At 38.5% G+C, this 25213-nt stretch carries 25 protein-coding genes and 1 riboswitch; of the genes, 6 read left to right on the forward strand and 19 right to left on the reverse strand.

Going from position 1 to position 25213, the window contains the following annotated elements; genetic code table 11:
• Positions 1-5: 5 nt before the first annotated feature.
• From AC1PJP_RS18150 to AC1PJP_RS18160, 3 genes are all read right to left on the reverse strand, one after another.
• Positions 6-746, reverse strand: coding sequence for an urea amidolyase associated protein UAAP1 (locus AC1PJP_RS18150; RefSeq protein ID WP_479767993.1), 741 nt, complete (start codon positions 744-746; stop codon positions 6-8).
• 28 nt (positions 747-774) lie between these two features.
• Positions 775-870, reverse strand: a riboswitch (guanidine-I (ykkC/yxkD leader).
• A 189-nt stretch (positions 871-1059) separates the two neighbouring features.
• Positions 1060-2223 (reverse strand): zinc-dependent alcohol dehydrogenase, encoded by a 1164-nt coding sequence (locus AC1PJP_RS18155; RefSeq protein WP_479767995.1) that lies wholly within the window; start codon positions 2221-2223, stop codon positions 1060-1062.
• 237 nt (positions 2224-2460) lie between these two features.
• On the reverse strand, positions 2461-3411 hold the full coding sequence (locus tag AC1PJP_RS18160) for a 3-hydroxyacyl-CoA dehydrogenase NAD-binding domain-containing protein (protein WP_479767997.1): 951 nt from the start codon (positions 3409-3411) through the stop codon (positions 2461-2463).
• A gap of 203 nt (positions 3412-3614) precedes the next feature.
• Here AC1PJP_RS18160 and yddG point away from each other — a divergent pair, with 203 nt between their 5' ends.
• The 3 genes from yddG (at position 3615) to AC1PJP_RS18175 (ending at position 5759) form a co-directional block, all read left to right on the forward strand.
• Positions 3615-4547 carry an aromatic amino acid DMT transporter YddG gene (gene yddG, locus AC1PJP_RS18165; protein ID WP_479767999.1) on the forward strand — a complete coding sequence of 311 codons (933 nt, stop codon included), beginning with the start codon at positions 3615-3617 and terminating at the stop codon, positions 4545-4547.
• A 128-nt stretch (positions 4548-4675) separates the two neighbouring features.
• A complete protein-coding gene (locus AC1PJP_RS18170; RefSeq protein WP_002114206.1) occupies positions 4676-5107 on the forward strand; it encodes an SRPBCC family protein in 432 nt (143 codons plus the stop codon).
• Between the two features lie 418 nt (positions 5108-5525).
• The gene (locus AC1PJP_RS18175; RefSeq protein ID WP_004642296.1) at positions 5526-5759 is read left to right on the forward strand and encodes a hypothetical protein; all 234 of its coding nucleotides are present in this window, start codon (positions 5526-5528) and stop codon (positions 5757-5759) included.
• Positions 5760-5807: 48 nt separating this feature from the next.
• Here AC1PJP_RS18175 and AC1PJP_RS18180 read toward each other — a convergent pair whose 3' ends face one another.
• Complete coding sequence (locus AC1PJP_RS18180) at positions 5808-6326, reverse strand: hypothetical protein (RefSeq protein ID WP_322003974.1); 519 nt, start codon at positions 6324-6326, stop codon at positions 5808-5810.
• A 23-nt stretch (positions 6327-6349) separates the two neighbouring features.
• Between AC1PJP_RS18180 and AC1PJP_RS18185 the strand changes: the two genes are divergently transcribed.
• Together AC1PJP_RS18185 and AC1PJP_RS18190 are read left to right on the forward strand one after the other, a co-directional pair.
• Positions 6350-6679: a hypothetical protein gene (locus AC1PJP_RS18185; protein ID WP_322003972.1), complete on the forward strand. Its 330-nt coding sequence runs from the start codon at positions 6350-6352 to the stop codon at positions 6677-6679.
• 2 nt (positions 6680-6681) lie between these two features.
• Entirely contained in the window at positions 6682-7110 is a 429-nt protein-coding gene (locus AC1PJP_RS18190; RefSeq protein WP_322003970.1) for a hypothetical protein, read from the forward strand.
• A gap of 53 nt (positions 7111-7163) precedes the next feature.
• On the opposite strand, the gene AC1PJP_RS18195 is transcribed toward AC1PJP_RS18190, so the two are convergent.
• The 14 genes from AC1PJP_RS18195 to AC1PJP_RS18260 form a co-directional block, all read right to left on the reverse strand.
• A complete protein-coding gene (locus AC1PJP_RS18195; protein ID WP_322003968.1) occupies positions 7164-7718 on the reverse strand; it encodes a TetR/AcrR family transcriptional regulator in 555 nt (184 codons plus the stop codon).
• Positions 7719-8566: 848 nt separating this feature from the next.
• The gene (locus tag AC1PJP_RS18200) at positions 8567-11572 is read right to left on the reverse strand and encodes a TrlF family AAA-like ATPase (RefSeq protein WP_322003966.1); all 3006 of its coding nucleotides are present in this window, start codon (positions 11570-11572) and stop codon (positions 8567-8569) included.
• Between the two features lie 246 nt (positions 11573-11818).
• Positions 11819-13039 carry a chloride channel protein gene (locus tag AC1PJP_RS18205; RefSeq protein ID WP_003651008.1) on the reverse strand — a complete coding sequence of 407 codons (1221 nt, stop codon included), beginning with the start codon at positions 13037-13039 and terminating at the stop codon, positions 11819-11821.
• Positions 13040-13341: 302 nt separating this feature from the next.
• Positions 13342-15060 carry an acetyl/propionyl/methylcrotonyl-CoA carboxylase subunit alpha gene (locus AC1PJP_RS18210; RefSeq protein WP_479768002.1) on the reverse strand — a complete coding sequence of 573 codons (1719 nt, stop codon included), beginning with the start codon at positions 15058-15060 and terminating at the stop codon, positions 13342-13344.
• On the reverse strand, positions 15057-16643 hold the full coding sequence (locus tag AC1PJP_RS18215; protein WP_479768004.1) for a 5-oxoprolinase subunit B/C family protein: 1587 nt from the start codon (positions 16641-16643) through the stop codon (positions 15057-15059). Before AC1PJP_RS18215 ends, AC1PJP_RS18210 begins: the two co-directional genes overlap by 4 nt.
• Before the next feature lie 32 nt (positions 16644-16675).
• Complete coding sequence (locus AC1PJP_RS18220) at positions 16676-17491, reverse strand: putative hydro-lyase (protein WP_479768006.1); 816 nt, start codon at positions 17489-17491, stop codon at positions 16676-16678.
• A gap of 2 nt (positions 17492-17493) precedes the next feature.
• The gene (locus tag AC1PJP_RS18225; RefSeq protein WP_151987579.1) at positions 17494-18258 is read right to left on the reverse strand and encodes a LamB/YcsF family protein; all 765 of its coding nucleotides are present in this window, start codon (positions 18256-18258) and stop codon (positions 17494-17496) included.
• Positions 18259-18292: 34 nt separating this feature from the next.
• Entirely contained in the window at positions 18293-19546 is a 1254-nt protein-coding gene (locus tag AC1PJP_RS18230) for an NRAMP family divalent metal transporter (protein WP_081399177.1), read from the reverse strand.
• 340 nt (positions 19547-19886) lie between these two features.
• Positions 19887-20798 (reverse strand): LysR family transcriptional regulator MumR, encoded by a 912-nt coding sequence (mumR, locus tag AC1PJP_RS18235; RefSeq protein ID WP_005303905.1) that lies wholly within the window; start codon positions 20796-20798, stop codon positions 19887-19889.
• Positions 20799-20888: 90 nt separating this feature from the next.
• The gene (locus AC1PJP_RS18240; protein ID WP_002048456.1) at positions 20889-21068 is read right to left on the reverse strand and encodes a zf-HC2 domain-containing protein; all 180 of its coding nucleotides are present in this window, start codon (positions 21066-21068) and stop codon (positions 20889-20891) included.
• The gene (locus AC1PJP_RS18245; protein ID WP_151767698.1) at positions 21062-21682 is read right to left on the reverse strand and encodes an RNA polymerase factor sigma-70; all 621 of its coding nucleotides are present in this window, start codon (positions 21680-21682) and stop codon (positions 21062-21064) included. Before AC1PJP_RS18245 ends, AC1PJP_RS18240 begins: the two co-directional genes overlap by 7 nt.
• A gap of 2 nt (positions 21683-21684) precedes the next feature.
• Positions 21685-22440 carry an HvfC family RiPP maturation protein gene (locus AC1PJP_RS18250; RefSeq protein WP_479768009.1) on the reverse strand — a complete coding sequence of 252 codons (756 nt, stop codon included), beginning with the start codon at positions 22438-22440 and terminating at the stop codon, positions 21685-21687.
• Positions 22391-23254: an HvfB family MNIO-type RiPP peptide maturase gene (locus AC1PJP_RS18255; protein WP_479768011.1), complete on the reverse strand. Its 864-nt coding sequence runs from the start codon at positions 23252-23254 to the stop codon at positions 22391-22393. The genes AC1PJP_RS18250 and AC1PJP_RS18255 overlap by 50 nt, the downstream gene beginning before the upstream one ends.
• A gap of 69 nt (positions 23255-23323) precedes the next feature.
• Positions 23324-23632: an HvfA family oxazolone/thioamide-modified RiPP metallophore gene (locus AC1PJP_RS18260; RefSeq protein WP_004702533.1), complete on the reverse strand. Its 309-nt coding sequence runs from the start codon at positions 23630-23632 to the stop codon at positions 23324-23326.
• A 164-nt stretch (positions 23633-23796) separates the two neighbouring features.
• Here AC1PJP_RS18260 and AC1PJP_RS18265 point away from each other — a divergent pair, with 164 nt between their 5' ends.
• A complete protein-coding gene (locus AC1PJP_RS18265) occupies positions 23797-24399 on the forward strand; it encodes an HvfX family Cu-binding RiPP maturation protein (protein ID WP_151767694.1) in 603 nt (200 codons plus the stop codon).
• Here the strand turns inward: AC1PJP_RS18265 and AC1PJP_RS18270 are convergent.
• Positions 24396-25193: an SDR family NAD(P)-dependent oxidoreductase gene (locus AC1PJP_RS18270; protein WP_479768013.1), complete on the reverse strand. Its 798-nt coding sequence runs from the start codon at positions 25191-25193 to the stop codon at positions 24396-24398. The genes AC1PJP_RS18265 and AC1PJP_RS18270 overlap by 4 nt on opposite strands.
• Positions 25194-25213: the final 20 nt, after the last annotated feature.

Raw genomic sequence — 25213 nt, forward strand, 5'->3', positions numbered from 1 at the left:
CTGATTTAAATATTACTAAGCGCGTAGTAGCGGGCTGTGTTTTGAAACGCGCGCTGATTTTGCGAACATGCATCACGACAAATATCGCTGTCTGCTAGAGAATTGGCTTTAAATAAACTGAGTTGAATATCGGCAGGTTGATAGATTGGGCTGATGTCTAAACCATGCGGTGCAGCAGATAAAAATAGTAAGCAGTCCATTTCAAAGCGCAGTTCAATGGTTTGATCGGTGTTGTCAGAACCGACATAAGACAAAGCGCCGTTTTCATCTGGTGCAACTTTAGAAAATAGGTTAACCGCAGCACTCAGGTCTTGGCTGGCAAGTCCGTATTTACACATTTCAATGAGTAAGCCGTCTAAGCCATTTTGGTACATATCATTGCGGGCATCTTGAAATGTGCGACTGCCAAATTGCTTTTCAATTTGCTCAGGTCGGCTTGGGCCACAAAGTGCATCGTTCCAACCATGATCGTCATGAACAATGGAAGCCATCACACGGCCAAGGTCTGAATACAGCACATTGGAAGCTTTTAAATAGGCGGTATGTTGCCCTTTTAAACTGTCAGGCATGTTAAAACGTTCAAGCACATCGGCAGCATTTACACAAAACAAAGAAACATTTGCCTGAGCGCCTAGCGATGTAAATCTAAGAATAGTTCCTTTTTGAATACGACCCGACCAGTGATGTCCGCCGGGTAAAAGTTCGGTCCAAATCGCCTGATTGTTATGATAACTTGCAGTGTTCATAGCTACTCCTGTCGGATAGTTTTAGACTTCCTCCCGGGCTTTTATCCCTCCGTGTAGTTCGCTAGGAACCGTGAACTCTCGGTCCAGTCATACATGAAGTATCGGAACCCTAGATCACTTTTGATTGTTTATGACTATGCAAAGGACATGCCAGCTTAGTATTACGATTTTTGTTAAAAGTAATACTAAACTTGGGCCATTTAGGTGCGATTTGAGTTCAAAAATAAAAAGCTGCACTAAAAATTGTGCATCTTGAAAATAAAAAAGCCCCTTTCACTAAGAGGCTTAAAACTAAATTATAAGATTGAGAATCTTAAGGAAGCAGAATTACCTTACGGCAATCTTCTTCTCTTTCATTAAAAATGCGATATCCCTCTGCGGCATCTTCTAATTTCATTCGATGGGTAATAATCGTTTCAGGTGATAAATCACCACATTCAATCAATTCCAAGAGTTGCGGCAAATATTGATGCACATGGGTTTGGCCCATTTTAAAAGTCAGTCCTTTATCAAAAGCATCGCCAAATAAGAAACCATGAATTGGGCCTGCATATACACCTGGTACACTCACCACACCTCCACGACGAACTGCGGCAATACATTGACGAAGCGCTGCACCGCTTGAGCCTTCAAGCTTTAAATTGGTTAGGACAGTTTCAATCACACTGCCTTTTGCCTCGAAGCCAATCGCATCAATCACAGCATCGACACCGCGGTAATTGTCGGTATGTTGAATAATAAATTCAGCCGCATCGACTTCATCAAAATTAACTGGAATAGCACCGTATGTTGCCGCTGCATAGTTCAATCGATAGTCATTGTGATCGACCATAAATATCTTTTCTGCACCAAGCATTTTGGCACAAGCGGCACTTAACAGTCCGACTGGACCAGCACCATAAATTGCAACGGTTGAGCCACGTTTCACTTGGGCATTGGTCACTGCTTGCCAAGCAGTCGGTAAAATATCAGTCAAGAAAAGTACTTTTTCATCAGACAGTGAAGTTGGCACTTTAAAAGGGCCTTTATTGGCTTTTGGCACACGCACATATTCCGCTTGCCCGCCCGGTACACCGCCGTAAAGATGGCTATAGCCAAACAAAGCTGCACCTGGTGGAATCTGCTTTTTATTAATGATTGCGCCGCGCCCTGTATTAGTTGTTTCGCAGGCAGCGGTCAGGTCAAGTTGACAAAAGAAACATTCGCCGCAAGCAATCACAAAAGGAACAATCACTCGATCACCCTTTTTGACTGCGGTGACAGCTGGGCCGACTTCTTCAACCACGCCCATAAATTCGTGCCCAAAGATATCGCCTTGTTCGGTTCTAGGGATTTTTCCTCGATATAAATGTAAGTCAGAGCCACAAATGGCTGTGGCAGTCACGCGTAAAATAATGTCATCTGGTTCTTGAATAATAGGGTCTGCTACTGTTTCTACTCGAACATCTTCTGCACCGTGGTAAGTAAGAGCGCGCATATTGTTATTCCTCTATTTTCTATGATGTCCTTTGATTATGAGGAGGCTTTCTTTACGGTTTGCAACGATTCTTACACTTCACGTAAGGCATATAGTTCAAATGCAACGCGACAGAGATTTCAGTAACATTTAATGAATGTAGGATTTTTTCAGCTAGGCATGTTTTTGTTATTTGGCCCATTAAAAAGCCAATCACCCCTTGCAATAAAATGATTGGCTTTGTCTTAAAAATTTGACTTAGTCTAACTTAAGTTGCTGTCTAAGCTTTAAGATATCGACCAGACCTTTATCTCTGGTTTGATATAAATCGATATTTTTATATTGGGTTAAAAGCTGGTTGGTTTCTGCTTCCAACAACTCTGCTGTCTCATCTGAATGTTGAAATGCATGCATATCGTTCCACCATTCTGTCATTGGTGGGCCTAAATGATGAATTGCCTCTTTAAAGCCCTTTTGGTTGGCCAGCTGCATATTAATGTAGGGACCAAATAGCGCCCATCTTAAACCTGGGCCACTGGTAATCGCGACATCAATATCTTCGGCAGAGCACACGCCTTGTTCAACCAATGAAAAAGCTTCTCGCCATAGTGCAGCCTGCAAACGGTTTGCGACATGCCCTTTTACTTCTTTATTTAAAATGATTGGATTTTTGCCCAGTTGTTTATAGAACTCAGAAGCCTGTTTTAAAATTTGAGGATCAGTCAGATTACCACCAACGATCTCGACCAAAGGTAAGAGATGAGGCGGATTAAAAGGATGACCTAATAAAATACGTTCAGGATGTTTGGCCTCTTTTTGGAAATCAGACACTTTTAAGCCCGATGAACTTGAAGCAATAATAGTATGTTCAGGGCAATATGCTGTAATTTCTTTATATAGCTGTTGTTTTACATCGAGACGTTCAGGGGCATTTTCTTGAATAAAATCTACGTCTGAGACTGCATCTTTTAAATGATTAAAAATTTCCAGATGAAGCAGCACATCTGATAAAGAATGAGTGTGTTCAGCGTTTTGATCTAAAGCCAATAAATCATTTAAATTTGCAGATATTCTATTTTTAAAGACCGCTTCATCTATAGGATACGGGTCGTAAACCTTAACTTTAAATCCTTTATATAAAAATAAGGCCGTCCAACTCGCACCTATTACACCAGCTCCAACAACACCAACCGTTTTAATGACTTCCATATTTTCCTCGTAAGAATGTTGTTTTATTCGAAATTTCGTTACTCAATTGAATGCTAAATAAACATATCAGATTCAACCAATCAATAAATTTAATTGTTTATATTTTATATAATTTGTCCTATATTCCTTAGCTTGAAAATTGATTCCTTTCATTAGTACAACTTAATCCTTTACCATTTTTTAACCGTTATTTACTGAATTTTATGTCAAAAAATCTAGCAACATTGATTGGTTTAAGTGCCATTCTCATGTGGGCATCTCTGGTCGGTCTGATGAAACAAGTCAGCGCCGCCCTTGGACCTGAGCTAGGTGTTACGCTTATTTATTCTTTAAGTGCGCTACTGTTACTGGCCATTTTCAAAGTCCCAGACTTTAAACAGATCTCTAAAAAATACTTAATATTTGGCACAATCCTGTTCGTGGCTTATGAAGTGTGCTTTTCATTTGCGATTGCTTATTCTCAGACAGCAAGACAAGCCATTGAAATTAGTATTGTTAACTATTTGTGGCCGAGTTTAACGGTTTTGGCTTTCGTTATTTTTAAGGAATTAAAGTTTAATTTTCTTATTATTCTCGGCTTACTTATTTCAATTTCTGGCATTATTTTTATTCAAACTGGAAGTAGTGATTTTAGTCTAAATAGTCTTGTCGATAATTTTCACAGCAACCCACTGAGCTATATTTTGGCATTTACAGGTGCCATCATCTGGGCTTTTTACTGTGTAATCACAAAAAAAATGAGTAATGGGCAAAATCCAATTTCCATTTTCTTTGTTGGTGTCGCACTCACTCTTTGGCTCAAGCTGCTTGTCTCGGGGCAATTTGCCATTCCTTCAATGGATATTCCAGCTCTCATCACCCTTTTAGTGGCATCTGCTGCCATGGGTTTTGGTTATGCTGCTTGGAACATTGGCATCATTCATGGAAACATTACCATACTTGTGGTGGCCTCTTATTTCACCCCGATTATCTCGTCTATTTTGGCCATGTTTGTTTTACAAACTCAATTATCGATGAACTTTTGGCAAGGAACAGCAATGGTGACGGCTGGTTCCTTTATTTGCTGGGTTTCAACCAACTGGTCGGTGATTCAACCCTTCTTTAAAAAATTGAGAAAAGACCAAAAAGCATTGTAGATTTATCGCAATGCTTTTTTCGGACTTAAGATAACTCCGACGAAGAAGAATTCCCCCATTACCCAAAGCATGCTAATATCCAAATTCTGACAATCGTCCATGTCAAAATAATTTATAGAGGGAATAAGATGTTAAAAACTCAAAAAATCAACATCGTACAAGAATTTGATGCACCCGTAGACAAAGTCTTTGCAACCTTAAGTGAGCATGAAAACCTAAGCAAACTTTTCGCTCCTGCTAAAGTGACTCGTATTAGCAACGGCAAAGATGCCCGTAATGGTGTTGGTTCTGCACGCAAAATGTCTATTCCGCTCACCCCATCATTTGTAGAAACAAATTTAGTCTACAAAGAAAATGAACTGATCGAGTACGCAATCACAAGCGGGATTAGCCCAATTAAGGGTCACCGTGGTGTAATGAAATTTACTGACTTGGGAAATAACCGTACTCGTTTGGATTACACCATTAGCTTTAAAGGTCGCGTTCCTTTTATTGGCCCGATTATTAAAGCAGCCTTACAAAATGGCGTGAGTCGTGGGCTTAAAAAACTCAAATTTTAATCAAGATATAAAATAAAAGCTCTTTATCGGGCTTTTATTTTTAAGTAGATGTATGGATGAACTGCTGCATAGATTTCTACAAATAGGAAATTTAAAAACCTAACCACAAAAACAAAAGCCGACTCGTTAAAGTCAGCTGAATACTACAGTTTGAGAAAATTGCTTAAATAGTTTTTGTTCGTGGCAATCTTCTATCTATTTTCTTTTTCTAAAATTAATTTAACCCTTAATTATGACTATTTGATTAAAAAGAAATCAAAAATCTTAGGTTAAAAGCAAAATAAATCACCATTGATGAAATTAGTGCAATTTACATCACATTTAGCAAAAGTAATGTATATCAACTAGATCTTTAGAAACTTTCTAAAGTTTAGTATGCTAAAAATAACTTACTAATTAATAGAAAATAATCAATCCAATGGAACATCAGAGTTTGTTAAAGGAATTAAATTCACTTATTGAATATTATTCCAAAAGAACAGATTGTCCACCTACCAGAATTCGTATAGGTTACAGAGCCTATGCCAAACTCATGCAGAATCCAAAATTTGCTGATGAAGTGACAAACTCTGCTTTAGATCCAAACAAACGTAAATATAGAAAGATGAAAATCAAAGTCACGAAAGATGACGATCAACTAGAGCTCGAATAAATAAAGAATTTACTAATTAATATGCTTGATAATAATTTTCTTTACAAACTACTTAGTTTTATCATTTTTAATGTCTCCTGGTAGTGCCAATCTTGGCTCACAATAACTCGGTATATTTTTTTTCGGTTTCATTTTTTCTTGATCTATAGCCAAACCTCCTAATAGCAATGCTTCACCTAATTTGTATTGTTCTTTTGACTTACTATCTTTAAGTCCAGCAATATTATTTTGATCATCAAATATGATTTCATAGTTCTTAGGCACTACTAAGGTATGAATAGTTTCTTTATCATTGCTTTTCACTAGAATGGATAAACAGTTATTGTACAAGACTAATTTACCAGACCATATCGCTTCTAACTGATGTAAATCTTTATCAAACTTTAAATCTTTTAAAAGAAGAAAAAACTGCTTATAAGATTTTTTCGTATTTGCTTCATGATTAATGTTACTAACAGAAACTTGGTCAGGCGTAATAGGTATTGAGTTGACATTTTTTTCTTCAGCAGAACATCCGTGTAGAAATGGCATACATAGTGGAAAAATAGAAAGCAATATTCTCTTCACAAATTAAATCCTTGTATATAATATTGATTGTAAAAATATTTATTCAGTTTATTGGCAATAGAGAAATTTTATCATTTTTTATATTTTTAAACTTCCCCACCTATGATAATGCGTGTAATGGCCAAACCTGTAATCCTGTTTGGGTTCGAGTAAAAGGAATAGCATCAGGTACAGGTAATGGGACATTAAAGTGCTATCCAAGTGACAGTGGTGGTCCTGTTTTTGCCTCGCAAACTGCATTTGGTTTATTAAAAGGAACCTCGACTTCAGGTACTGGAGCTGGACAATGTAATGAATACTATTACATGTCTACTGACGAACTTTATAATTTAGGCTTTTCATTAGTATATTAAGTATGAATAAACAAAATATTTTAATTACTCTTCTAACTGGATTAGTCATCTTACTTAATGGATGTACCAATCCTCCTCAGCCTCAAAATAAGGTTATTGTGCCAAAAATTGCTTACACAGGTGGTGCTGATAATGCGAGCTATAGTAAGGCACAAATTAAAATTGAAGGCTCTTGTGTCTATTTAATGCATGCAAGTGATCGAGTCCTTCCCATTTTTGCAACTAAAGATGCTCATTGGGATAGCAATAAGCACCTTTTAATTGTTGACTCAAAACAATATAAAGATGGTGACACTATTGCTTATGGTAGTGGAGAAGCTTATCCCCTTAATTTGAATGACTACAACTGGATCGTTAAACCTGATACTACTTGTAATTTAAGTAAAGGGGTTATTATCAATCAACTTATAGATCCTATTACTAAAAAGTAAATAAAAAGCCCAATTACGGGCTTTTTACTTTTAGAACGTGTGTGGATTTAGAGCTAAGAGAGCATTATTAAAAAATAATTTAGTAACTTGTCTCGCTCATCTACACTGTTTTTACTTAAAAGCTGCACCATTGCCCCATCAATCACGAACAAAAACATGTGGGCGTCTTTCATTGAAGCCGTACTTTTGACGGTTAAAAGCAGTTTATAAATTTCGTTGATTAGCCAAGTTCTATATTCAATCACCACGCGATAGGCTTTTGGGTAGAGCTTTTCAATTTCAAAAATTGCTTTAAAGGGTAAATGATAAAAGCCATTTAAGTCGGCATGTAAAAGGTAAATCTGCTTAAGTTTATCTAGCACCATTTGCTCTTTGTATGAATTAAGAATGGAAAATACTTTTACTTTGAGCGCATCTTTTTGAAAAGTCAGACACATCTCGATCAGTCGTTCTTTTGAGTGAAAGTCATTATAGAAAGTAGCTTTGGGAATTTTGGCTTCCGCAATAATTCGGTCGACACCGACTTTATTAAAGCCATCTTGATTAAATAAATCTTTTGCTACGTGAAGCACGCGCAGCGCTCTAAATGAAGATTCTAAATTTTTCATGTATACCGCTTAAAATAATTTTTTGTTGTATCTAAAAGAGATAGAAATGCCGTCACTCTTAAAATGAGTGTTAAAAACAGGCATGCAAAAGCGGCACTAAAGGTGTGCTCACCTATCTCGGTTTTATTGTTGCTATGATTTTTTAGTCGTAACGATTTAAGGTCGTAGAAAACCTACAAACGTTTAAAGCGTTTTAAAGACTGTTCAAGTGGTATGAATAGAGAGAGTTTGGCAAAGGCCAAAAACTGAGAAGAATTAGTACGCATGAGCGAACTCCTTTGGCTATAAAGAAGCTTCATCACATTACTGTCAAATAATGGTGGTGAAACGAGAGAAGGTTGACAGACTGATAGCCAAAAGATCAGCACACCCGAAGGTGTCCCCCTCCCGTTCCACCGTAGAGGGGGCACGCAGGGATGCCCACAAAAAAGAAAGACTTTTTCGTGTGCGTTGGCTATCCGACCTGTCAAAGTCGACTGGCAATGTAGGCCAGCACGCAAAGGATAGTATTCGCTCTTGTTGGCGTCAAGCGTGCGAAATGACAATCGTATTAAAATAGATCATTAAAAAGAAAGGGCAAATAATTTAGTTTTTATATTTAGAATTAATTTATTAAACCAGTTTATAAAGTCTTTAAGCGTATAAATAGAAAGACTGGGACAAAAGCAAATAAAGAAGAACTAGTACGGATGTAAAAATCTGTTATGTGTAAAGAAAACTAATCAATTACTATCAAATGAAAGTGACAGAGCAAAAGAAAAAATTAAAAGCCCCTTTGAAGAGGCTTTTTAACAGATAACTATTATAGATTAAGGGAATTTTTACTAGTTAAAGTATCATGCATACAATTAGGCGAAATATTTACTTCGTCTATTATTGAATGCTTCCAATGTTCCTTCCAATATATTCACAGCATGTTGATTTAAATCATAACTCTCTATCGAACCAGAGGTATAATTAATCGAAAAATTATCTTCTCTATAAAAATCTGTGTAAATAATTTGTTCAGCATCACAAACAATTGCAAGATTCGGATTGTGAGTAACCATTATTATTTGTCTGGTTTTTTTAGCCTCATTCAAAATTGGGACCAAAGAATTTACAACAGTATCATTATCCAAATTTTCTTCTGGTTGGTCTAGGATAATTGGCGTCTTATCTTGATCTACTAATAAATAGAATATCAGTAATAATGCCCCACGTTGACCAGGAGATAATTTTTCTACTTCGGCATTCTGAAAGCGTAAAGAGTACTTAGATTTTATGAAATCTAAACTATAGACAAAATCATAAACATCTTTAGGTGTTGTATTTTTTCTCACCATATCCCCTATACCAGTAGCACCATTTACTTCTTCTAACTTTCCAATAAGTTTTTCAATAAAATTAATACATCCTTCCTTCGTCTCAAGATCATCATGCTTAGATAATTCCTCTAAAGTTTTTTTAATATTATCGGGTGTAAACTCTAACCTACGTTGCATGATTAAGTTTGTTAATTCATCCTGAAAATGTTCAGTTGAGAAGTTCAGCTTTGATACAAACTCAAATTTATTTTTCTCATTAATAAACTTATTTTTCTCGATAGCCTGCTGCACTGGTCCATAGAGAGATTCCCGTATAAGCTTTTTACTTTCCAAAACTTCAAATATTTTGATTGAAATATCTTTTCTCTCAAGCCTTTTTTGAATTAACCGCTGAGGCAATTTTTCTATTAGTTCTAGTTGATATTGAATTCCAAGTAAAGAGTCTTGGGAGGAATTGTCTCCCTTTAATTCCAATTTCTTATTATCCCATTTTTTTAAGTTCTCCAAATATTCATTATATTTTTGCAATGGCTCAGATAGTTGTCCTCGAACAGTTTTAACTACGTCACTACAAGTTTCAATTTCTTTTTCTAAATCAACAATTCTGAGAGAATTTTCTGTATTTTTTACATTTAAACTCTCAATTAATTCCACAATTTTCGTTGTATCGATGTCAAATGTAACAATATCATTTTCAATAGATAAAACTTTTAAACTTTCACTAATTTGGTCTTTAAATGTTTGAACCTGTTCTTTTAAAAATTTAGATTTATCAAAAATTTGTTTAGCAAGAAAAATCTTTCTTTGATTCTCAACAATTAATTCGTTGAGTTTTTTCACTTCATCCAATAATTCAATCTGGCGTGAATTATTAGCATCCATCTTTGTCTTTAAAGACTGTTGTTCTGGTGTAAGCACTTCACTTGGAGATTCAACTTCAATAGGCTTAATTGATTCATGATCTTGCAATTCCTGTAACTTTAATTGTCTTTTACTTTCTAAAATATTCCTCACACCTGCTTGTGCTTGAAATTCTAAGTCTTCAATCTCTGTATTTAACTTACTTAGAACAAGTTTGAGTGAAGATAATTGATCATTTAAAGCACTTTCTTTGAACTTAATTAATGAGTCAAGAGATGTACACCCATTTCTATCCTCTTCAGACAAGTATGAAAATATTACTGAATTGAGTTCATTTTGAAATTCTTTATCCCCCTGATCAGGATTACAAAGTTTTTCAAAATATACCTGTGGAATATAACGGACTCTTTCTGCTTTTCCATGGTCGACACTTGAATCTAATGATTGACATTCTTTTGTACCATTCAACCATGTTATGCTTGCTTCAAAATCTGATGCAAATCCGCCTTTACCTTTGAACCGACCATCTTTTAGGAATGAAAAGAATTTACTACTCGACTTAGAATTACCTAGAAGGGAAATCACGTCAGCCAAAGCACTCTTTCCACTACCTTTTTTTCCAATTATTGCTACAAGATCATGGCTAAGTTTAAGGTTTGTTCCATCAAGCCAAGTATGATCACTAGATGCTGAAGATTTTTTTGAAATTTCTATTTTATCAATGAAGTAACTGCCTTTACCCTGTTTAACTAATTCTTTTTCTGGCAATTCACCAATATAAATTCTATTTTGGGGTTCTAATGTGGCTTGTACTAAACCCGCAAAAGTCGGATCAGCTTTTATCCATGTGAAACAATTTCCGATTCTATCTTTGTCACTTGTTTTATCTGAAAAATTATGAGCATCGCTGCAATCTAATAATAAATCATTGACACCATTCTGCTTTAGCTTTTGTTTAGCATTATTGAACGTTTCATATGATTCTGCTGAGGTAAAAACAATATGTGCATTATTAATTAAACTTTTTTTAACCGCTATAGAACCATCTGTCCACTTAAGCTGATCCCATTCAGTTTTTCCAATAGCAATTAAGTACTTATCCTTAAAACAACTTTTATCTAAACTTGAAACAATTGATTCAAGACTTAAATTTAGATTATTAAAACCTTCAATTAAATCTGAACCATAATTACTTAATTGATTCTCAGGTACATTTTGCTTAATAGATTTCCCAAGAAGTTCTACTGATTCTCGTGTAACACTATAATTCCAAGGGGAGTGTTCTTTCTCTAAAATGTATTTAGCTTGTAATGTATTTAAAAACTGTGATTTTATCTGATCTAAAGGTAAAACTTTTTCATCTGCAAAAATAACATGAAGATTTATACGGTTTAACTTTCCAAATTGAACGCCAGCAAATTCCTGTAATCTGAACTCCACAACTGGTAAAATCAAATCAATATTCTGCAATCGTCCTTTAGCTTTTTCTTGTAGAATACGTTCATATCCATCAATAAAAAAATAATCGTTAATGCCTAATACTTTGAAGGAATCAGGTAGGTTTTCTAAATCTGTTAGATATTTTTCCCAAGTAGCTTCACAATTACCTCCATATTTATGATCAAGAGATTCAGGCGTATGTACATGTAGATCCCACTTTCTCCATTCTGACCCTTTACTAAACATAATAACCCCTTTATTTTTTAAAATTAAAATTCAGTCATTTTAAGTTATTGAATTCTTAAAAATGCTTAGATATTGCACAAATATGTTATCAAACTATAAAACATATAGCTTAAAAAACTCATTAAATTCAAGCAAAAAAGCGTCGAAAATTGAATTTTAAGTTCGAATCAAAAGTTATTATTAGATACAATGTCAAAAATGAGCTGATTAGATTCCCCCCCAATCAAGCCCCATGTAAACCACTCACTAATCCATCAGTTTTTTACGGCGATACAACCCACAATTTCCAGAAAATAGGGCTGCCAACAAACAAGTAATAATGGCATAAGTCGCAACATTCATTCCAAATAGCTCAACCGCTAAAATAATAGACGTCAACGGCGCCTTACTCGCCCCTGAAAACAGACTCACCAAACCTAAGCCTGCAAGCAATGAAATTGGCAAGTTTAAAACCGCCCCTAAAGCATTACCTAATGTCGCACCCACATAAAACAACGGCGTAATTTCACCACCTTTAAAACCCGAACCTAAAGTGATGGCAGTAAAAATAGTCTTGTTAAAAAAGTCGTAAAATTCAATCGGCACATAAAAAGATGAAATGATTTTATCTGTACCCAAACCATTGTATTGCTGATGCGCAGTGAACAAAGTAAGTAGCATAATGACAATACCACCCACCATCGTTCTTAATGGCAAATAACGGATGTATTTGTAAAAGACGTCACTGGCAAAATGAATTGCGGCAATAAAGAACCGTGCAATCAAACCAAAGATTAGCCCTGCCACAATTAAGTTCATGAGCGTGCCGAAATGAATAGGCGGAAACTCACTAATCACATAAAAAATGTGTGGGTGAACAATATCGAATAGTTCAGGAATGGTCGATGCAACAAGGGCAGACACAAAACATGGGAAAATGGCTGAATATCTTAAATTACCTAAAGCAGTAATTTCCAAGCCATAAATTGCACCAGCCAGAGGCAAGCCAAATACTCCAGCAAAGCCCGCTCCAATACTGGCGATTAAACAAATTTTTCGGTTATCTTCCGAGACTTTTAAAATATGGCTCAAGTGATCAATTAAAGCACCCGAAAGCTGAACGGCTGGTGCCTCACGCCCTGCCGAACCACCAAACAACTGCGTTAAAATTGAGGTGATAAAAATGATGGGGCTCATTCGTTTTGGAATGAACGATTTAGGCTGGTGAATTTCATCAATCAGTAAATGCGTTCCCCGTTCAATGGGTGAACCATATTTTTTGATGAGATAACCAATACCAAAGCCCACAAAAGGCAAGAAATAGATGAGCCAGTGATGCAGACTTCTGACTTTATTTGAAATATCAAAAGCCACAAAAATTAAAGTCGAAGCCAGCCCCGCAACGACTCCAATCACAATTGATATGGCGAGCCAATAGACACTGTATTTTAGAATTTGATCATATTCAGATGAAGGTAGAATTTTCATTCGCGTTCTTCAATTAGCCTTTAAAATGGATGATAAATTCTCAATTTTTTTATGCAGCCAGCTCATTAAGTGAGAAATGCTTAAACTGGGCTAAAAATTAAAGCTCGCACAAGCGAGCTTTCAATACAGTGATTAATTTTGATATCACCAAACAGGGCGAAATATCTCATAACCCTTTCTGGCTTTCAAGTTGAAAATGGTTAACGAGTACTGTGAACATAGCTAACTGAGTTAATAAATAAGCATCTGATTTGACCCAATCAAACTAAAAACAAAATCAGGTCAAATCATTTATTCAAAACTTAATTAATGCTACCAATCACAGTTTCTGCATGGCAGGTTGCACCCTTCTCTGCGCTCATCTGAATAACACCACTGCGATGCGCCAGTACCTGAACTTCCATTTTCATGGCTTCCATAATGGCAACCACTTGACCTTCGGTGACTTGCTCGCCATTTTCGACTTTCCAAGCACTAATCACACCATTAATTGGGGCAAGTAAATGCTCGGCGCTCACTTCTGGCTCGGCAGTTTGTGCTTGAACAGCGGTTGCTGGGCCTTGTGCAAACATGCCCGCAGGTAAACCTAAACGGTGTAACTTGCCATCAATTTCAATGTAGCTAAGTAGCATCGGTTGTTGATGGTTTGGAATGCCACGTTTAGTCGACTTTAACTCTTGTTTAAAGTCATTTTCGATCCAACGCGTGTGTACATTAAACTCATCTGTAAAGTCAGGTTCATTGAGTACCGCGCGGTGGAAATCTAAAACAGAAGCCACGCCTTCAATTTTAAATTGCTTCAAAGCACGTTTAGCTCGTGCAATTGCAATTGCACGAGTTGGACCAGTCACAATCAGTTTTGCCATGAGTGAGTCGAAGTGGCTAGATACTAGAGAGCCAGTGCGAACTCCTGTATCGACTCGTACACCGTTACCAAACGGCGCTTCAAATAAACTCAACACACCAAAGGCTGGAATAAACCCACGTGCTGGGTCTTCAGCATTAATACGAAACTCAATGGCATGGCCTTGCGCTTTTGGTGTTTCTTTAATAGAAAGCTCATGGCCCTGTGCAACACGAATTTGCTCAACCACCAAATCGACTTTTGATGTTTCTTCGGTCACTGGGTGCTCGACTTGCAAACGCGTGTTTACTTCTAAAAATGAAAGCTTGCCATCACGACTCAGTAAATATTCAACTGTTCCCGCACCCACATAGTTTGCAGCCTGACAAATATTTTTTGCCGAGCTTAAAATTTGCTGGTAAATCGCATCGCTAATAAATGGCGCCGGTGCTTCTTCAACTAACTTTTGGTTACGGCGTTGCAACGAGCAATCACGTGTACCCAATACCACAATATTGCCATGTTGGTCGGCAATCACTTGCGCTTCTACATGACGCGGTTTATCGAGATATTGCTCGACAAAACATTCACCACGGCCAAAGGCAGCTTTTGCTTCACGTACTGCCGACTCATAAAGTTCTTTCACTTCTTCGAGTTTCCACGCGACTTTTAAGCCACGCCCACCGCCACCGAATGCGGCTTTAATGGCAATTGGTAAACCATATTGTTTGGCAAAATCTAAAGCTTCATCTGCATTATTGAGTGGATCTTGCGTACCCTGAACCAAAGGCGCGCCAACGGAAGCTGCAATTTTACGTGCTTCAATTTTATCGCCTAGTTTTTCAATGGCACTTGGTGATGGCCCTACCCATTTTAAGCCCGCATCAATCACGGCTTGGGCAAATTCAGCACGTTCAGATAAAAAGCCATAACCTGGATGCACCATGGTCGCTTTCGATTTCTTTGCAACTTCGATAATGGCTGGAATATTTAGGTAAGTCTCGCTAGCAGTCGCACCAGCCAAACCCCATGCTTCATCTGCAAGTTCGACATGCATGCTGCCAATATCGTCATCTGCATATAACGCGACTGATGAAATTCCCATATCACGGCAAGCATGAATAATACGAACGGCAATTTCACCACGGTTAGCAATCAATAATTTTTCTGTATTCATCTTTCATTCTCAAAATCTGTAAATTCGGCAATTTTTTTAAATTTGATGCAGCAGCCTGCTGGAATCTGTGCCACCAAATCCCAATGGTGTTTAGCAACAGAGGCAATGACCGGATATCCGCCCGTTAAAGGGTGATCATTCATAAACAAAACGGGCTGACCATTCGGTGGAATCTGTAAAGCACCAATGCATGTGCCTTCACTTTCCAGTTCATGGGTAATTTTGCGAGTCAAAGACTGTGCACCTGAAAGTCTTAGCCCTACTCGGTTGCTTTCATTGGTCACTAGCCATTCTTGCTGACACAATAGTTCAATACTGTCTTGTTCAAACCAGTCAGTGCGCGGCCCCATCACAATATCTAGCTCAACGACTTCGCCAGCTTTTGGCAAATCGTTTTTACCAACTTCATTTACGCTAATATTGGTTGCCTTTACCTGCCCTTGGTAAATGGTATCTCCAAGTTTTAAAGGCTCTGGCCCTAATACCGCCAAGCTGTCAAACGAGGCACTATTGAGCACTGGTTCAACGTCTATACCACCTCGAACTGCCAGATAGTTTCTTAAGCCCGCTGTTGGTGGCTGAATTTGAAATTCATCGCCTTCATCCAGATCAATCGGTTGATAGCTTGCAAAGTCTGCGGTTTGGCCATCAGCAAATTTCACACGAATGTTTGCAATAGCCCCAGCCATCGCAATAATGCCTGCATGCTGCATTTTGGCTTTTAAGCCGCCATTTAAAACTTCAATAACTGGTGTATCGGTTGGATTACCTACAATACGGTTAGCACTGTGCATGGCAGATAAGTCCATTGCACCTGCACCCCCAACTCCAATATTGGTCTGGTTTAAGCGTCCTTCATCTTGAATGAGCATTTGTAAACTTGGCGCAGTAATCGTAAACAGTGGCACAGATTGTTGAGACTCAACCTTACGTTTGATTTGCTGCGGTACAGTCACAGTCGTTGGACTATGCGTCACATCTTCAAAATGTACGGTCATGCCCGGTAACAGCAATGCAGGATTTTTACGCTCTAAATCCCACATTTTTTCCGATGTGGTCCCAATAAGCTGCCAACCACCCGGACTGTCTTTTGGGTAAATACCAGAGTATTTTCCAGCCAAGCCCAAAGAGCCTGACGGTATTTTTTTACGCGGAACCGTTAAACGTGGAATATCGGTAAAAGGCTTATCGGGACTGCTCATATAAGCAAAGCCCGGCGCAAAACCAATAAAAGCGACATTCCACACGCTTTGGTAATGTTTTCTAATCACATCAGCCACAGACAGCCCTTGTAGTTCGGCAACTTGCGCAAGGTCTTCGCCATCGTAACGAATCGGTACAATCACTTCTTGGCGGCTACGCTCAAATCCAGAATCAACTTTGAGACCCTGAATTGAAGCAACCAGCGTTTTAAAGTTGGTTTCGATCTCATTGAAAAAAAACAAAATTGTTTTTGCAGCGGGGACTAAGTCTTTAATTCCATTCAATTGCGTATTTTGCAATTTATTGTACAACGCCAAAGTTTCTTCTAGGCTCGCAAGCTCAATCAGAAAACAATCGGCGTTTACCGATAAAAAACGCATTTGCTTATCCTTTTAATTCTTCTTTAGTCCAATTAGCCAATCCAAACGCGGTCAGGAATGTCGGTAATAAACATGTGACCCGGTGCATGACTAATCGCAAAAGGAATTTTCGAGTTCATGACTGCTGCTTGCGGTGTTACCCCACATGCCCAAAACACTGGAATTTCACCTGCTTCAATACGAGAAGCATCACCAAAGTCAGGTCTATTTACATCCAAAATTCCTAAGCTTTCAGGGTGCCCAATATGTACAGGTGCACCATGCACGCTTGGCATACGTGAGGTAATTTTTACCGCTTCACTAATTTGATGCGATGGAATTGGTCGCATAGAAACCACCATGTTTCCTGAAATACGCCCTGCCGGTTGGCACTGAATATTGCTCAGATACATCGGTACATTGGTATCGTCATGAATATGGCGAACTTCAATACCCGCTTCTTGCAAAGCTGTTTCAAACGAAAAACTACAGCCAATTAAGAAAGTCACCAAATCAGGATGAGCGTTATAAATCTCTCTTGCATCGGTCACTTCATCAACCATTTCGCCATCTTTCCAAATGCGATAACGCGGAAAGTCAGTTCGAATGTCTGAGTCTGCTGCAAGCTTAGTTGCATAGATGCCTTCTTCGAGCACATCTAGCACTGGACAGCTTTGCGGGTTACGGTGTGCATAGAGTAAAAAGTCATATGCCCACTCTTTTGGCACCGAAATCATGTTGACCTGCGTCATGCCCGCGGCCATGCCTGCTGTCGGCTTATCAAAACCTGCACGAATTTTTAAACGCGCATCTAAAGCGGCTTCAAGCTGAGCTGGGTCGACTTTAATATCCTTATACATGGTGCTCATCCTTATGCTTTGTTTACAAACGGGCGGATTTCAATATTATTTTTTACAAGCTCGGCTTTAATGGCTGCTGACATCTCTAATGCACCGTCAGTATCGCCATGTAGGCAAATGGTGTCGGCCTGAATTGGAGTAAATACACCGTCAATTGACTCTACCCCACCATTTTTAAGCATTGAAACCACACGGCTCGCAACAAATGCCGAGTCATGTAAAACCGCACCTTCCAAACGACGAGACACCAGTGAACCATCGCTGTTATAGGCACGGTCTGCAAATGCTTCAGACACAACTTTTAAACCAGCCACACGTGCCTGCTCTACCAAGTTCGACCCAGCTAAAGCAACTAGTACGAGTTCAGGGTTGTACATTTTAATGGCGTCAATCACTGCAGCTGCCTGAGCTTGGTCATGGGCAATCGTGTTATAAAGCGCGCCATGTGGTTTAACATATTGCACTTTTGAGCCTGCCACTTTTGCCAAACCATCAAGTGCAGAAATTTGGTAAAGCACATCAGCAATCAGTTCGTCACGCGACAAATCCATATTACGGCGGCCAAAGCCTACAAGGTCTGGATAAGACACATGAGCACCAACGGTCACACCAAGCTCCACTGCTTTACGAACCGTTTTTAAAATGCCGAGCGGGTCGCCAGCATGGAAGCCACAAGCAATATTGGCACTGGTCACGACAGGTAAAATCTGGTCATCATTACCCATTTTCCATGAACCAAAGCTTTCACCCAAATCACTATTTAAATCTACAAACATGGCATTATTCCTTTATTACTTCACGCAGTCTGGCTTAAAGCTTGGTCAAATAGTTAAATACTGTCGTAAATGACATATAGCCCATCCACCACGTTAACAGACATGTTAATCCACCCAAAATAAGCAACCATTTTGGATAGTTGTAATTACCCATTAAATCTTTACGGCACGCAGCAACATACACAAAAATTGTAAGACCAATTGGCAACACCAAACCGTTAAAACCACCGACGAAAATGAGTAGACCTGCTGGAGTTGCACCCAATAACACATAGAGCAATAAAGCCAATGCGATAAAGGTAATGGTCGTATAGTTGGTTTGTTTTGGTGTTAAGTTCTTTTTAAACGCAGTAAAGAATGACACTGAAGTATATGCTGCGCCAATGGTGCTACTAATCCCTGCTGCCCAGAAAATTAAGCCGAATAATTTAAAACCAAATGTACCCGCTGCATATTGGAATGCTTGAGCTGCCGGATTGGCATCGTGGCTGGCTAAATCAATTGTTGCACCGCTTACCACCACACCTAAAAACGCTAAAAACAACACGTAGCGCATGATGCCGACAACAATAATGCCCTTGGTCGCAGCTTTAGCAACTTCATCAATATTTTCAGGGCCAACAGCGCCTTTATCGAGTAAACGGTGTGCACCCGCATAGCAGATATAGCCACCAACTGTACCGCCAACAATGGTGGTAATAATGGCAAAGTCGATCTGATCTGGAGCAAAGGTTTGATGTACAGCTTGCCCAACTGGAGGCATTACAATGACGGCAACAATAATAATCAGAAGGATTTTAAGCAATCCCAACACGATCATGCTTTTATCCATGGCAAGCGTTGCTTTTCTTGATGCAAAAATCAAAATGGCTAACGCACCACTTAAAATACCGCCCCACTTTGTGTCTAGGCCAAAAAGCGCATTTAAACCTAAAGCTGCACCTGCAATGTTACCGACACTAAAGAAAAAACCACCCAAAATCACCAGAAACGCCAGTAAATAACCACTACCCGGTAATGCTTTATTGGCAATGTCTGATGCACGCATTTGAGTAAGTGTGACCACTCGCCAAATATTTTGTTGAACTACATAATCAATCAGAATGGAAACTAAAATTGCAAAGCCGAATGCTGCACCTAACTTGACTGTAAATACAGCAGTTTGGGTTAAAAATCCTGGCCCCATTGCAGAGGTCGCCATCATAAAGATTGAGGCTACAATGGCCCATTGGCGATCTGATAAAAAAGAAGATTTCAGTAAAGACATATTAATGCGTTCCTCATCCATTTGAGCTTAACAACGCTATTTTCAGGTTGAACCAAGAACATCATTTTTCCCAAACAATATTCTTTAATCCTTTAAAATGACAAAGATTCCCTGTTCCCCAATCAGTACAATCGGCGATCAAATCTTGTATCTAAAATAAAAACATAGCTAAACCCTACGGACAATAAGACTTTTTACATAAAATGAAAAACTCAAGCATTTGATTTTAAATGGTTTATATTTTATTTAAAAAGCAGGATAAGTTTTACTTATTGAAAGAGATAAGCTGCTTTTATGACTTTGCATGCAAGCAGCCTATTTAAAATAAGAGAAAATATTTTATGAGAAATAAAAGTATCGCTTATTTTTGGATTTTCTCATTGAGGCTTTTCATGGCACTTTCCGACACCCTAACGGCAACTTCGGTTAGTTTTTCTTTCAAGGCAACATCATTTCCTTGAATGTAGATTGAGGTGAAATGAAACGTCTTTAACTGAATGGGTGTGTTTAATATTTCTAGTCGTCCGTCGGTAATTTCTTTTAAAGCCGTTAAAGTCGGCACCACAGCAATTCCTAGGCCCTGCTCGGCTAAACGCAATAAAGTCGCTAATGAATAACTGGTAATTGAGAGTGGTTCATCAATTCCCTGTTCTTTCATTCTGGCTTTCAATTCTTTATAGGGATAGGTAATTTTGGGGTAAGTTAAAATGGTATGTGACATTAATGTTTTAAAAGACATTTGAGCTACACCGCCTTTAAAGGAAGGTGAAGCCAAGAAACTTAATTCAAAATCACACAAGGCCTGTTCAATACACTCAAAAGCCAGCGTTGGTCCAAGCAAAAAAGCCATGTCTAAATCGCCTGTCCGAACACCTTCTTGTAAGTTCGGTGTCAGGTCTACCACAATTTCTACTGAAATTTTTGGGAACTCTTGTTGAACCTTTTCGATATATTCGACCAACCACGTATAAACAATGGTTTCGGAAACGCCTAAACGAATGGTACCAGTCAGGTGCTGGTTTTCGGTAAGCTCTGCCACCAAATCAGTTTCTAAACGCATAAATTTTTCGGCGTACTTAAATAAAGTTAAGCCTTTATGAGTCGGTTTAAACTGCCGATAATTTCGATCTAAAACTTTAAAGCCTAATTCATTTTCAAGAGATGTGATTTTTTGAGATACCGCAGGCTGGGTAGTTTGCAATTTAGTCGCAGCCTTATTGAAGCTATTTAAAGTCACAACCCAATAAAATGCTTCAAGATTCTTTAAATTCACGTTTCATCCTGTCTTAAAAATTCCTTCACTTTTATAGTATGTAAGCTTTTAACGCGTTAAGGCCAGCAATAAATAAATTTTTAACTAAAGTTAGCCATCCAAATTTTTAAATGCTTTAGAAAGCTGACTAATTGTTTTGATCTGTTTTGCATAACGGCGGCATGATCGACACGCCAACAAATGCAGTTGTAAACTACTTTGCTCGCGTAAAAACAGCGGTCTATCTTGCTTTTCAGACAATAGTTGAGTGGCTTGTCGGCATGTCAACATGAACAATCCTCCTTCAATAACCATTTATTTTCTAAGCATTCCCGTAATCGGGTACGACTTCGATACATCAACACATTAAAATTTGAAATAGACAATTCCAGCTTGCTACAAATTTCGTTGGAACTCAGCTCTATCACTTCTCTCATCATAAAAACCTGAGCATATTTGGCTGGCAAATGATCTAAACAAGCTTCAAAAATTATCCAGAAATCTGACTGCTCTATCATTTCTTCAGGGCTTTGCCATACTTGAGGGGCTTCATATTTATGCCAGTGCCCTGATGCATCGAATAACTCGTCGACACTGAGTTCGCTTTCCTCATCTTTAAATAATTCAGACATTGCGACCAAGCGCGACTTTTGCCTAACTACATCAATAATTTTATTTTTTAAAATCGCGAATACCCATGTTTTGAACGCAGCCCGCCCTTTAAATGAATCTAAATTTTGAAAAGCGCTCGTTAATGCCTCTTGCACTACATCCTCAGCTTGCGGAAGCGAAGACAACTGTAAAAAAGCAAATTTAATCATTTGCTGTCTTAAGTCTTGTAAAAAGGCTGGATTATGCAGTTGATCCCCTAGGTCGTCATGACGTGATGCAGCGGCTGAAGTCATCCTTATGCCTCTTTTAAATTATAGGGAATTTGAATTAATTGTAGCCGAGTTAGTAGATTTTTTAGTTCTTGAATTTGCAGATAAATTTCAGGCTCAGACAAGTCAGCTAGTACCGATTGAATGAGTGTAAAAATATCATGATCAGTTAACGTTATATTTTGAGTTAACTGTTCAATCAGCATAGCAAACAGTGGAGAGAGTTGTTCAATACATACCCTATCTTGTTCATCGCGCCAGACCATTACTGCACCCGGTGCAAGTTCTACTTGTTCTGGTGTCGTTAAAGTCGTCCACCTATAAACAGGATATTGATAAACCAATACCCATACTTTGGTGGTTAACTGCCAAGCATAATTTTCATGTAAAACAACATCTTCAATTTCAACAGTGTCTAAATATAATTCTAGCCATTCAAACTGCAATAATTCAGCCAACCAAGGATATTCTTGCAATATTGGATGCTGTCGTGCTGTTAAATACTCTCTAAACTCTAAAGAAATATCATTATATAAAGGTGAGCGACTCTTAGCTTTTTGAAAAAACTCTAAAAGCGATTGTTGCCACTTTAATTCTGGTAACATCGCACGAGCTACTGGATAAACTAACTCAATAAATGAGCTGACATTATTAAAAAGTAAGTCCCGATAAATTTGCATTCGTTGAGCAGGAAGTGCTTGAGGTATTTCCAAATCAGGATCACGAATCCAGTCACAAAACTGTTGCTGCATGGTTTGGAAGGATATTTGATTTCCCTTCATAGCCACTCTCCTGTTGTTGAATGAGTTTAATTTTGGCGAGTTCCTCTTCTAATTCTTGCCATGATGGAATATTAAAGTCGCGTTCTAATAAAGTCGGTTTTACTCCACACACTTGATAGGTATATCTCAATAGCTCCCAAACACGGTCACAAACTTCTGCACCATGCGTATCAATTAATAAATTTTTCTGAACTTTTTCATGTCCAGCAATATGTAAGTAACGAATTCGTTCCTTTGGCATGTTCTGAATAAATCCGAATGCATCGCTACCATGATTGGTACTGTTGACATAGACATTATTTACATCAAGAAGCAAATCACAGTCAGCATGTTGAATCACTTCACGAATAAATTCGGCTTCACTCATTTCGGCATTCGGCATGACGTAAGTAGAAACATTCTCTATGACTAATCTTTTCCCTAAAATATCCTGTACACGCAAAATGCGTTCAGCCACATATTTAACCGCGGCTTCTGTCATCGGTATTGGCAACAAATCATATAAATAGCCACCATCATTTGTATAGCTTAAATGTTCAGAATAAATAGGCACTTCGTATTGTTCTAAAAAGCTTTTTACTTTACCTATAAATTCGAGATTAAGTGGATGCGGCCCTCCTATAGATAATGACAAGCCGTGACAAATTAACGGCGCTTTTTCAGCACACTGTGCAAGTAATTTTGCATGTCGACCACCAAAACCTAGCCAATTTTCTGGGGCAACCTCAATAAAGTCCGGATATGTTTTTGCTGTTAGAAACGAATCTATGAAATCTCGTCTTAAACCAAGCCCTACACCATTCAACTCCATCATGGTGATTTCTCCTTTTGGAAATGATGCCGACACTTACTAGAAGGCCGACATCATCCATGATTAAATTGTTTACTTGGCACCACACTTACCATCAGCAACTTTTTTATCTGCACCGCACTTGCCGTCCGCTGCTTTTTTAGTTGCACCGCATTTACCATCGGCTGCTTTTTTAGCTGCTCCACATTTTGCTTCAGCAGATTTTTCATGTTTTTTCATTTTGTTGGCTCCGCATTTCGCTTCACCACATTTACCATCGGCTGCTTTGGTTGCATGTACTTCGGTTGTTGTATTGGTTGCTGCTACAGCCATTTGCGTAGCTCCTGCAACTGAAAGTGCTAATAATGCTGCCACTGAAGTCATTGAGTTGAGTTTGTTCATTTTCGTATTCCTTTAATGATAATTTCTCGGTTTGTACACATGTACATAAAGTTAGACGGACCAAATCCTTTTTTATTACACCGTAAATAAAAAATTTTTTTATGTAAGAAATACAGCTTCCATCCGACTAATTATTATTCAATCGCAATGGATGTGAAATTATTATGAAGAACTTTATTTATGGCTTATGTAAATACTATCAACGCCTCGGCGAGTCCCTACAACATATTGATGGCATTGCAGCGCTGGCTATTCGATTGTACCTAGTCCCCATATTTTGGATGGCAGGCATAAATAAGTTAATGCACTTCAATGACATTGTAGAATGGTTCGGCAACTCAGATGGAGGATTAGGACTTCCTTTCCCCTATTTAATGGCTTTGCTTGCAACAGCAACTGAGCTAGCAGGTGCAATACTTTTAACATTAGGTCTGTTTACCCGTTTAATTAGTATCCCACTCATTATTACAATGTTAGTTGCAATATTTACGGTACATCTCCCTAATGGATGGCAAGCAATTGCTGACCCGCATGCACCCTTCGCAAACATGCAAGTATTGGCCTCCGCTGAAAAGTTAGATAAAGCTCGTGAAATTCTACAGAACTATGGCAACTATGACTGGCTTACATCGAGCGGTTCGTTTGTTATTTTAAATAATGGAATTGAATTTGCTGCGACCTACATGGTTATGTTGCTTGCTCTGCTTGTGCTTGGAGGTGGCCGTTACTTTAGTTTAGATTATTGGATTAAAAATAAATTGCACTAATCAATTATTGCACCAGCCGTCATATTTACCACGGTTGCAGTCATTGAGTTCGCATGTTCGGATGCTAGAAAAGCCACAGTTTCTGCAACCTGAGAAAGCGTGGGTAGCCGTTTTAGCATAGTGCTCTGGGCCGCACCTTCTAACCATTGTCCTATGCTAAGCCCCATTGCCTGTGCTTTAGACTCAAATAGTTCACGCGTGTAGGAACCAGCTTGAACAGCATCAACAATTGCATGTGAGCGAACACCCAGTACTCGTATATTCTTAGGCCCTAGCTCACTAGCCAGTGCTTTAATAAAAGCTTCGATTCCGGCACAGCCCACAATATGCCCCAGATGGCCCGGTATTGCCATCCGCGCTGAAGGTGCCACAATTGAAATAATTGTTCCGCCACGATCGCCGCCCATATAAGGCACCACAGCTTTAGATATATTAAACTGAGCTGTAAGAAATGGATGTATTCCCCCGACGAACTCATCAAGATTTAATTCCAAAATTTCTTTGCCTTGGTTATGGATAAAACTAGTCGCATTGATGACTAAATCTAGCCCACCTGTATCTTGAACAATTTGAGCCACGGTATTATTTATGGACTGACTGTCTAATACATCAACGCTGGCCGTATGAACCACGCCCCCAAGTTGATGTAGTTGTGCCGCAATATTTTGAAGTTTATTTATATCTCTTGCACACAAATAAACATGTGCACCTTCACGAACAAAAACCTTCGCAATTGCAGTGCCAATTGCTCCACTGCCTCCAAAAATGACAGCCAGTTTTCCATTAAGCAACATTGCGGCATCCTCTTGTTATT

The organism is Acinetobacter sp. V116_7 (assembly GCF_056735735.1).

What these genes read in the sequence shown, in the direction of transcription:
- AC1PJP_RS18195 (WP_322003968.1), bottom strand. Translation starts at nt 7,718, where the DNA reads ATGAAAAATTTAGAATCTTCATTTAGAGCGCTGCGCGTGCTTCACGTA.
- AC1PJP_RS18250 (WP_479768009.1), bottom strand. Translation starts at nt 22,440, where the DNA reads ATGAAGGGAAATCAAATATCCTTCCAAACCATGCAGCAACAGTTTTGT.
- AC1PJP_RS18260 (WP_004702533.1), bottom strand. Translation starts at nt 23,632, where the DNA reads ATGAACAAACTCAACTCAATGACTTCAGTGGCAGCATTATTAGCACTT.
- AC1PJP_RS18205 (WP_003651008.1), bottom strand. Translation starts at nt 13,039, where the DNA reads ATGAAAATTCTACCTTCATCTGAATATGATCAAATTCTAAAATACAGT.
- AC1PJP_RS18175 (WP_004642296.1), top strand. Translation starts at nt 5,526, where the DNA reads ATGGAACATCAGAGTTTGTTAAAGGAATTAAATTCACTTATTGAATAT.
- AC1PJP_RS18155 (WP_479767995.1), bottom strand. Translation starts at nt 2,223, where the DNA reads ATGCGCGCTCTTACTTACCACGGTGCAGAAGATGTTCGAGTAGAAACA.
- AC1PJP_RS18240 (WP_002048456.1), bottom strand. Translation starts at nt 21,068, where the DNA reads ATGTTGACATGCCGACAAGCCACTCAACTATTGTCTGAAAAGCAAGAT.
- AC1PJP_RS18270 (WP_479768013.1), bottom strand. Translation starts at nt 25,193, where the DNA reads ATGTTGCTTAATGGAAAACTGGCTGTCATTTTTGGAGGCAGTGGAGCA.
- AC1PJP_RS18215 (WP_479768004.1), bottom strand. Translation starts at nt 16,643, where the DNA reads ATGCGTTTTTTATCGGTAAACGCCGATTGTTTTCTGATTGAGCTTGCG.
- AC1PJP_RS18210 (WP_479768002.1), bottom strand. Translation starts at nt 15,060, where the DNA reads ATGAATACAGAAAAATTATTGATTGCTAACCGTGGTGAAATTGCCGTT.
- AC1PJP_RS18230 (WP_081399177.1), bottom strand. Translation starts at nt 19,546, where the DNA reads ATGGATGAGGAACGCATTAATATGTCTTTACTGAAATCTTCTTTTTTA.
- AC1PJP_RS18150 (WP_479767993.1), bottom strand. Translation starts at nt 746, where the DNA reads ATGAACACTGCAAGTTATCATAACAATCAGGCGATTTGGACCGAACTT.
- AC1PJP_RS18265 (WP_151767694.1), top strand. Translation starts at nt 23,797, where the DNA reads ATGAAGAACTTTATTTATGGCTTATGTAAATACTATCAACGCCTCGGC.
- AC1PJP_RS18170 (WP_002114206.1), top strand. Translation starts at nt 4,676, where the DNA reads ATGTTAAAAACTCAAAAAATCAACATCGTACAAGAATTTGATGCACCC.
- AC1PJP_RS18225 (WP_151987579.1), bottom strand. Translation starts at nt 18,258, where the DNA reads ATGTTTGTAGATTTAAATAGTGATTTGGGTGAAAGCTTTGGTTCATGG.
- AC1PJP_RS18245 (WP_151767698.1), bottom strand. Translation starts at nt 21,682, where the DNA reads ATGACTTCAGCCGCTGCATCACGTCATGACGACCTAGGGGATCAACTG.
- AC1PJP_RS18220 (WP_479768006.1), bottom strand. Translation starts at nt 17,491, where the DNA reads ATGAGCACCATGTATAAGGATATTAAAGTCGACCCAGCTCAGCTTGAA.
- AC1PJP_RS18160 (WP_479767997.1), bottom strand. Translation starts at nt 3,411, where the DNA reads ATGGAAGTCATTAAAACGGTTGGTGTTGTTGGAGCTGGTGTAATAGGT.
- AC1PJP_RS18255 (WP_479768011.1), bottom strand. Translation starts at nt 23,254, where the DNA reads ATGATGGAGTTGAATGGTGTAGGGCTTGGTTTAAGACGAGATTTCATA.
- AC1PJP_RS18200 (WP_322003966.1), bottom strand. Translation starts at nt 11,572, where the DNA reads ATGTTTAGTAAAGGGTCAGAATGGAGAAAGTGGGATCTACATGTACAT.
- yddG (WP_479767999.1), top strand. Translation starts at nt 3,615, where the DNA reads ATGTCAAAAAATCTAGCAACATTGATTGGTTTAAGTGCCATTCTCATG.
- AC1PJP_RS18190 (WP_322003970.1), top strand. Translation starts at nt 6,682, where the DNA reads ATGAATAAACAAAATATTTTAATTACTCTTCTAACTGGATTAGTCATC.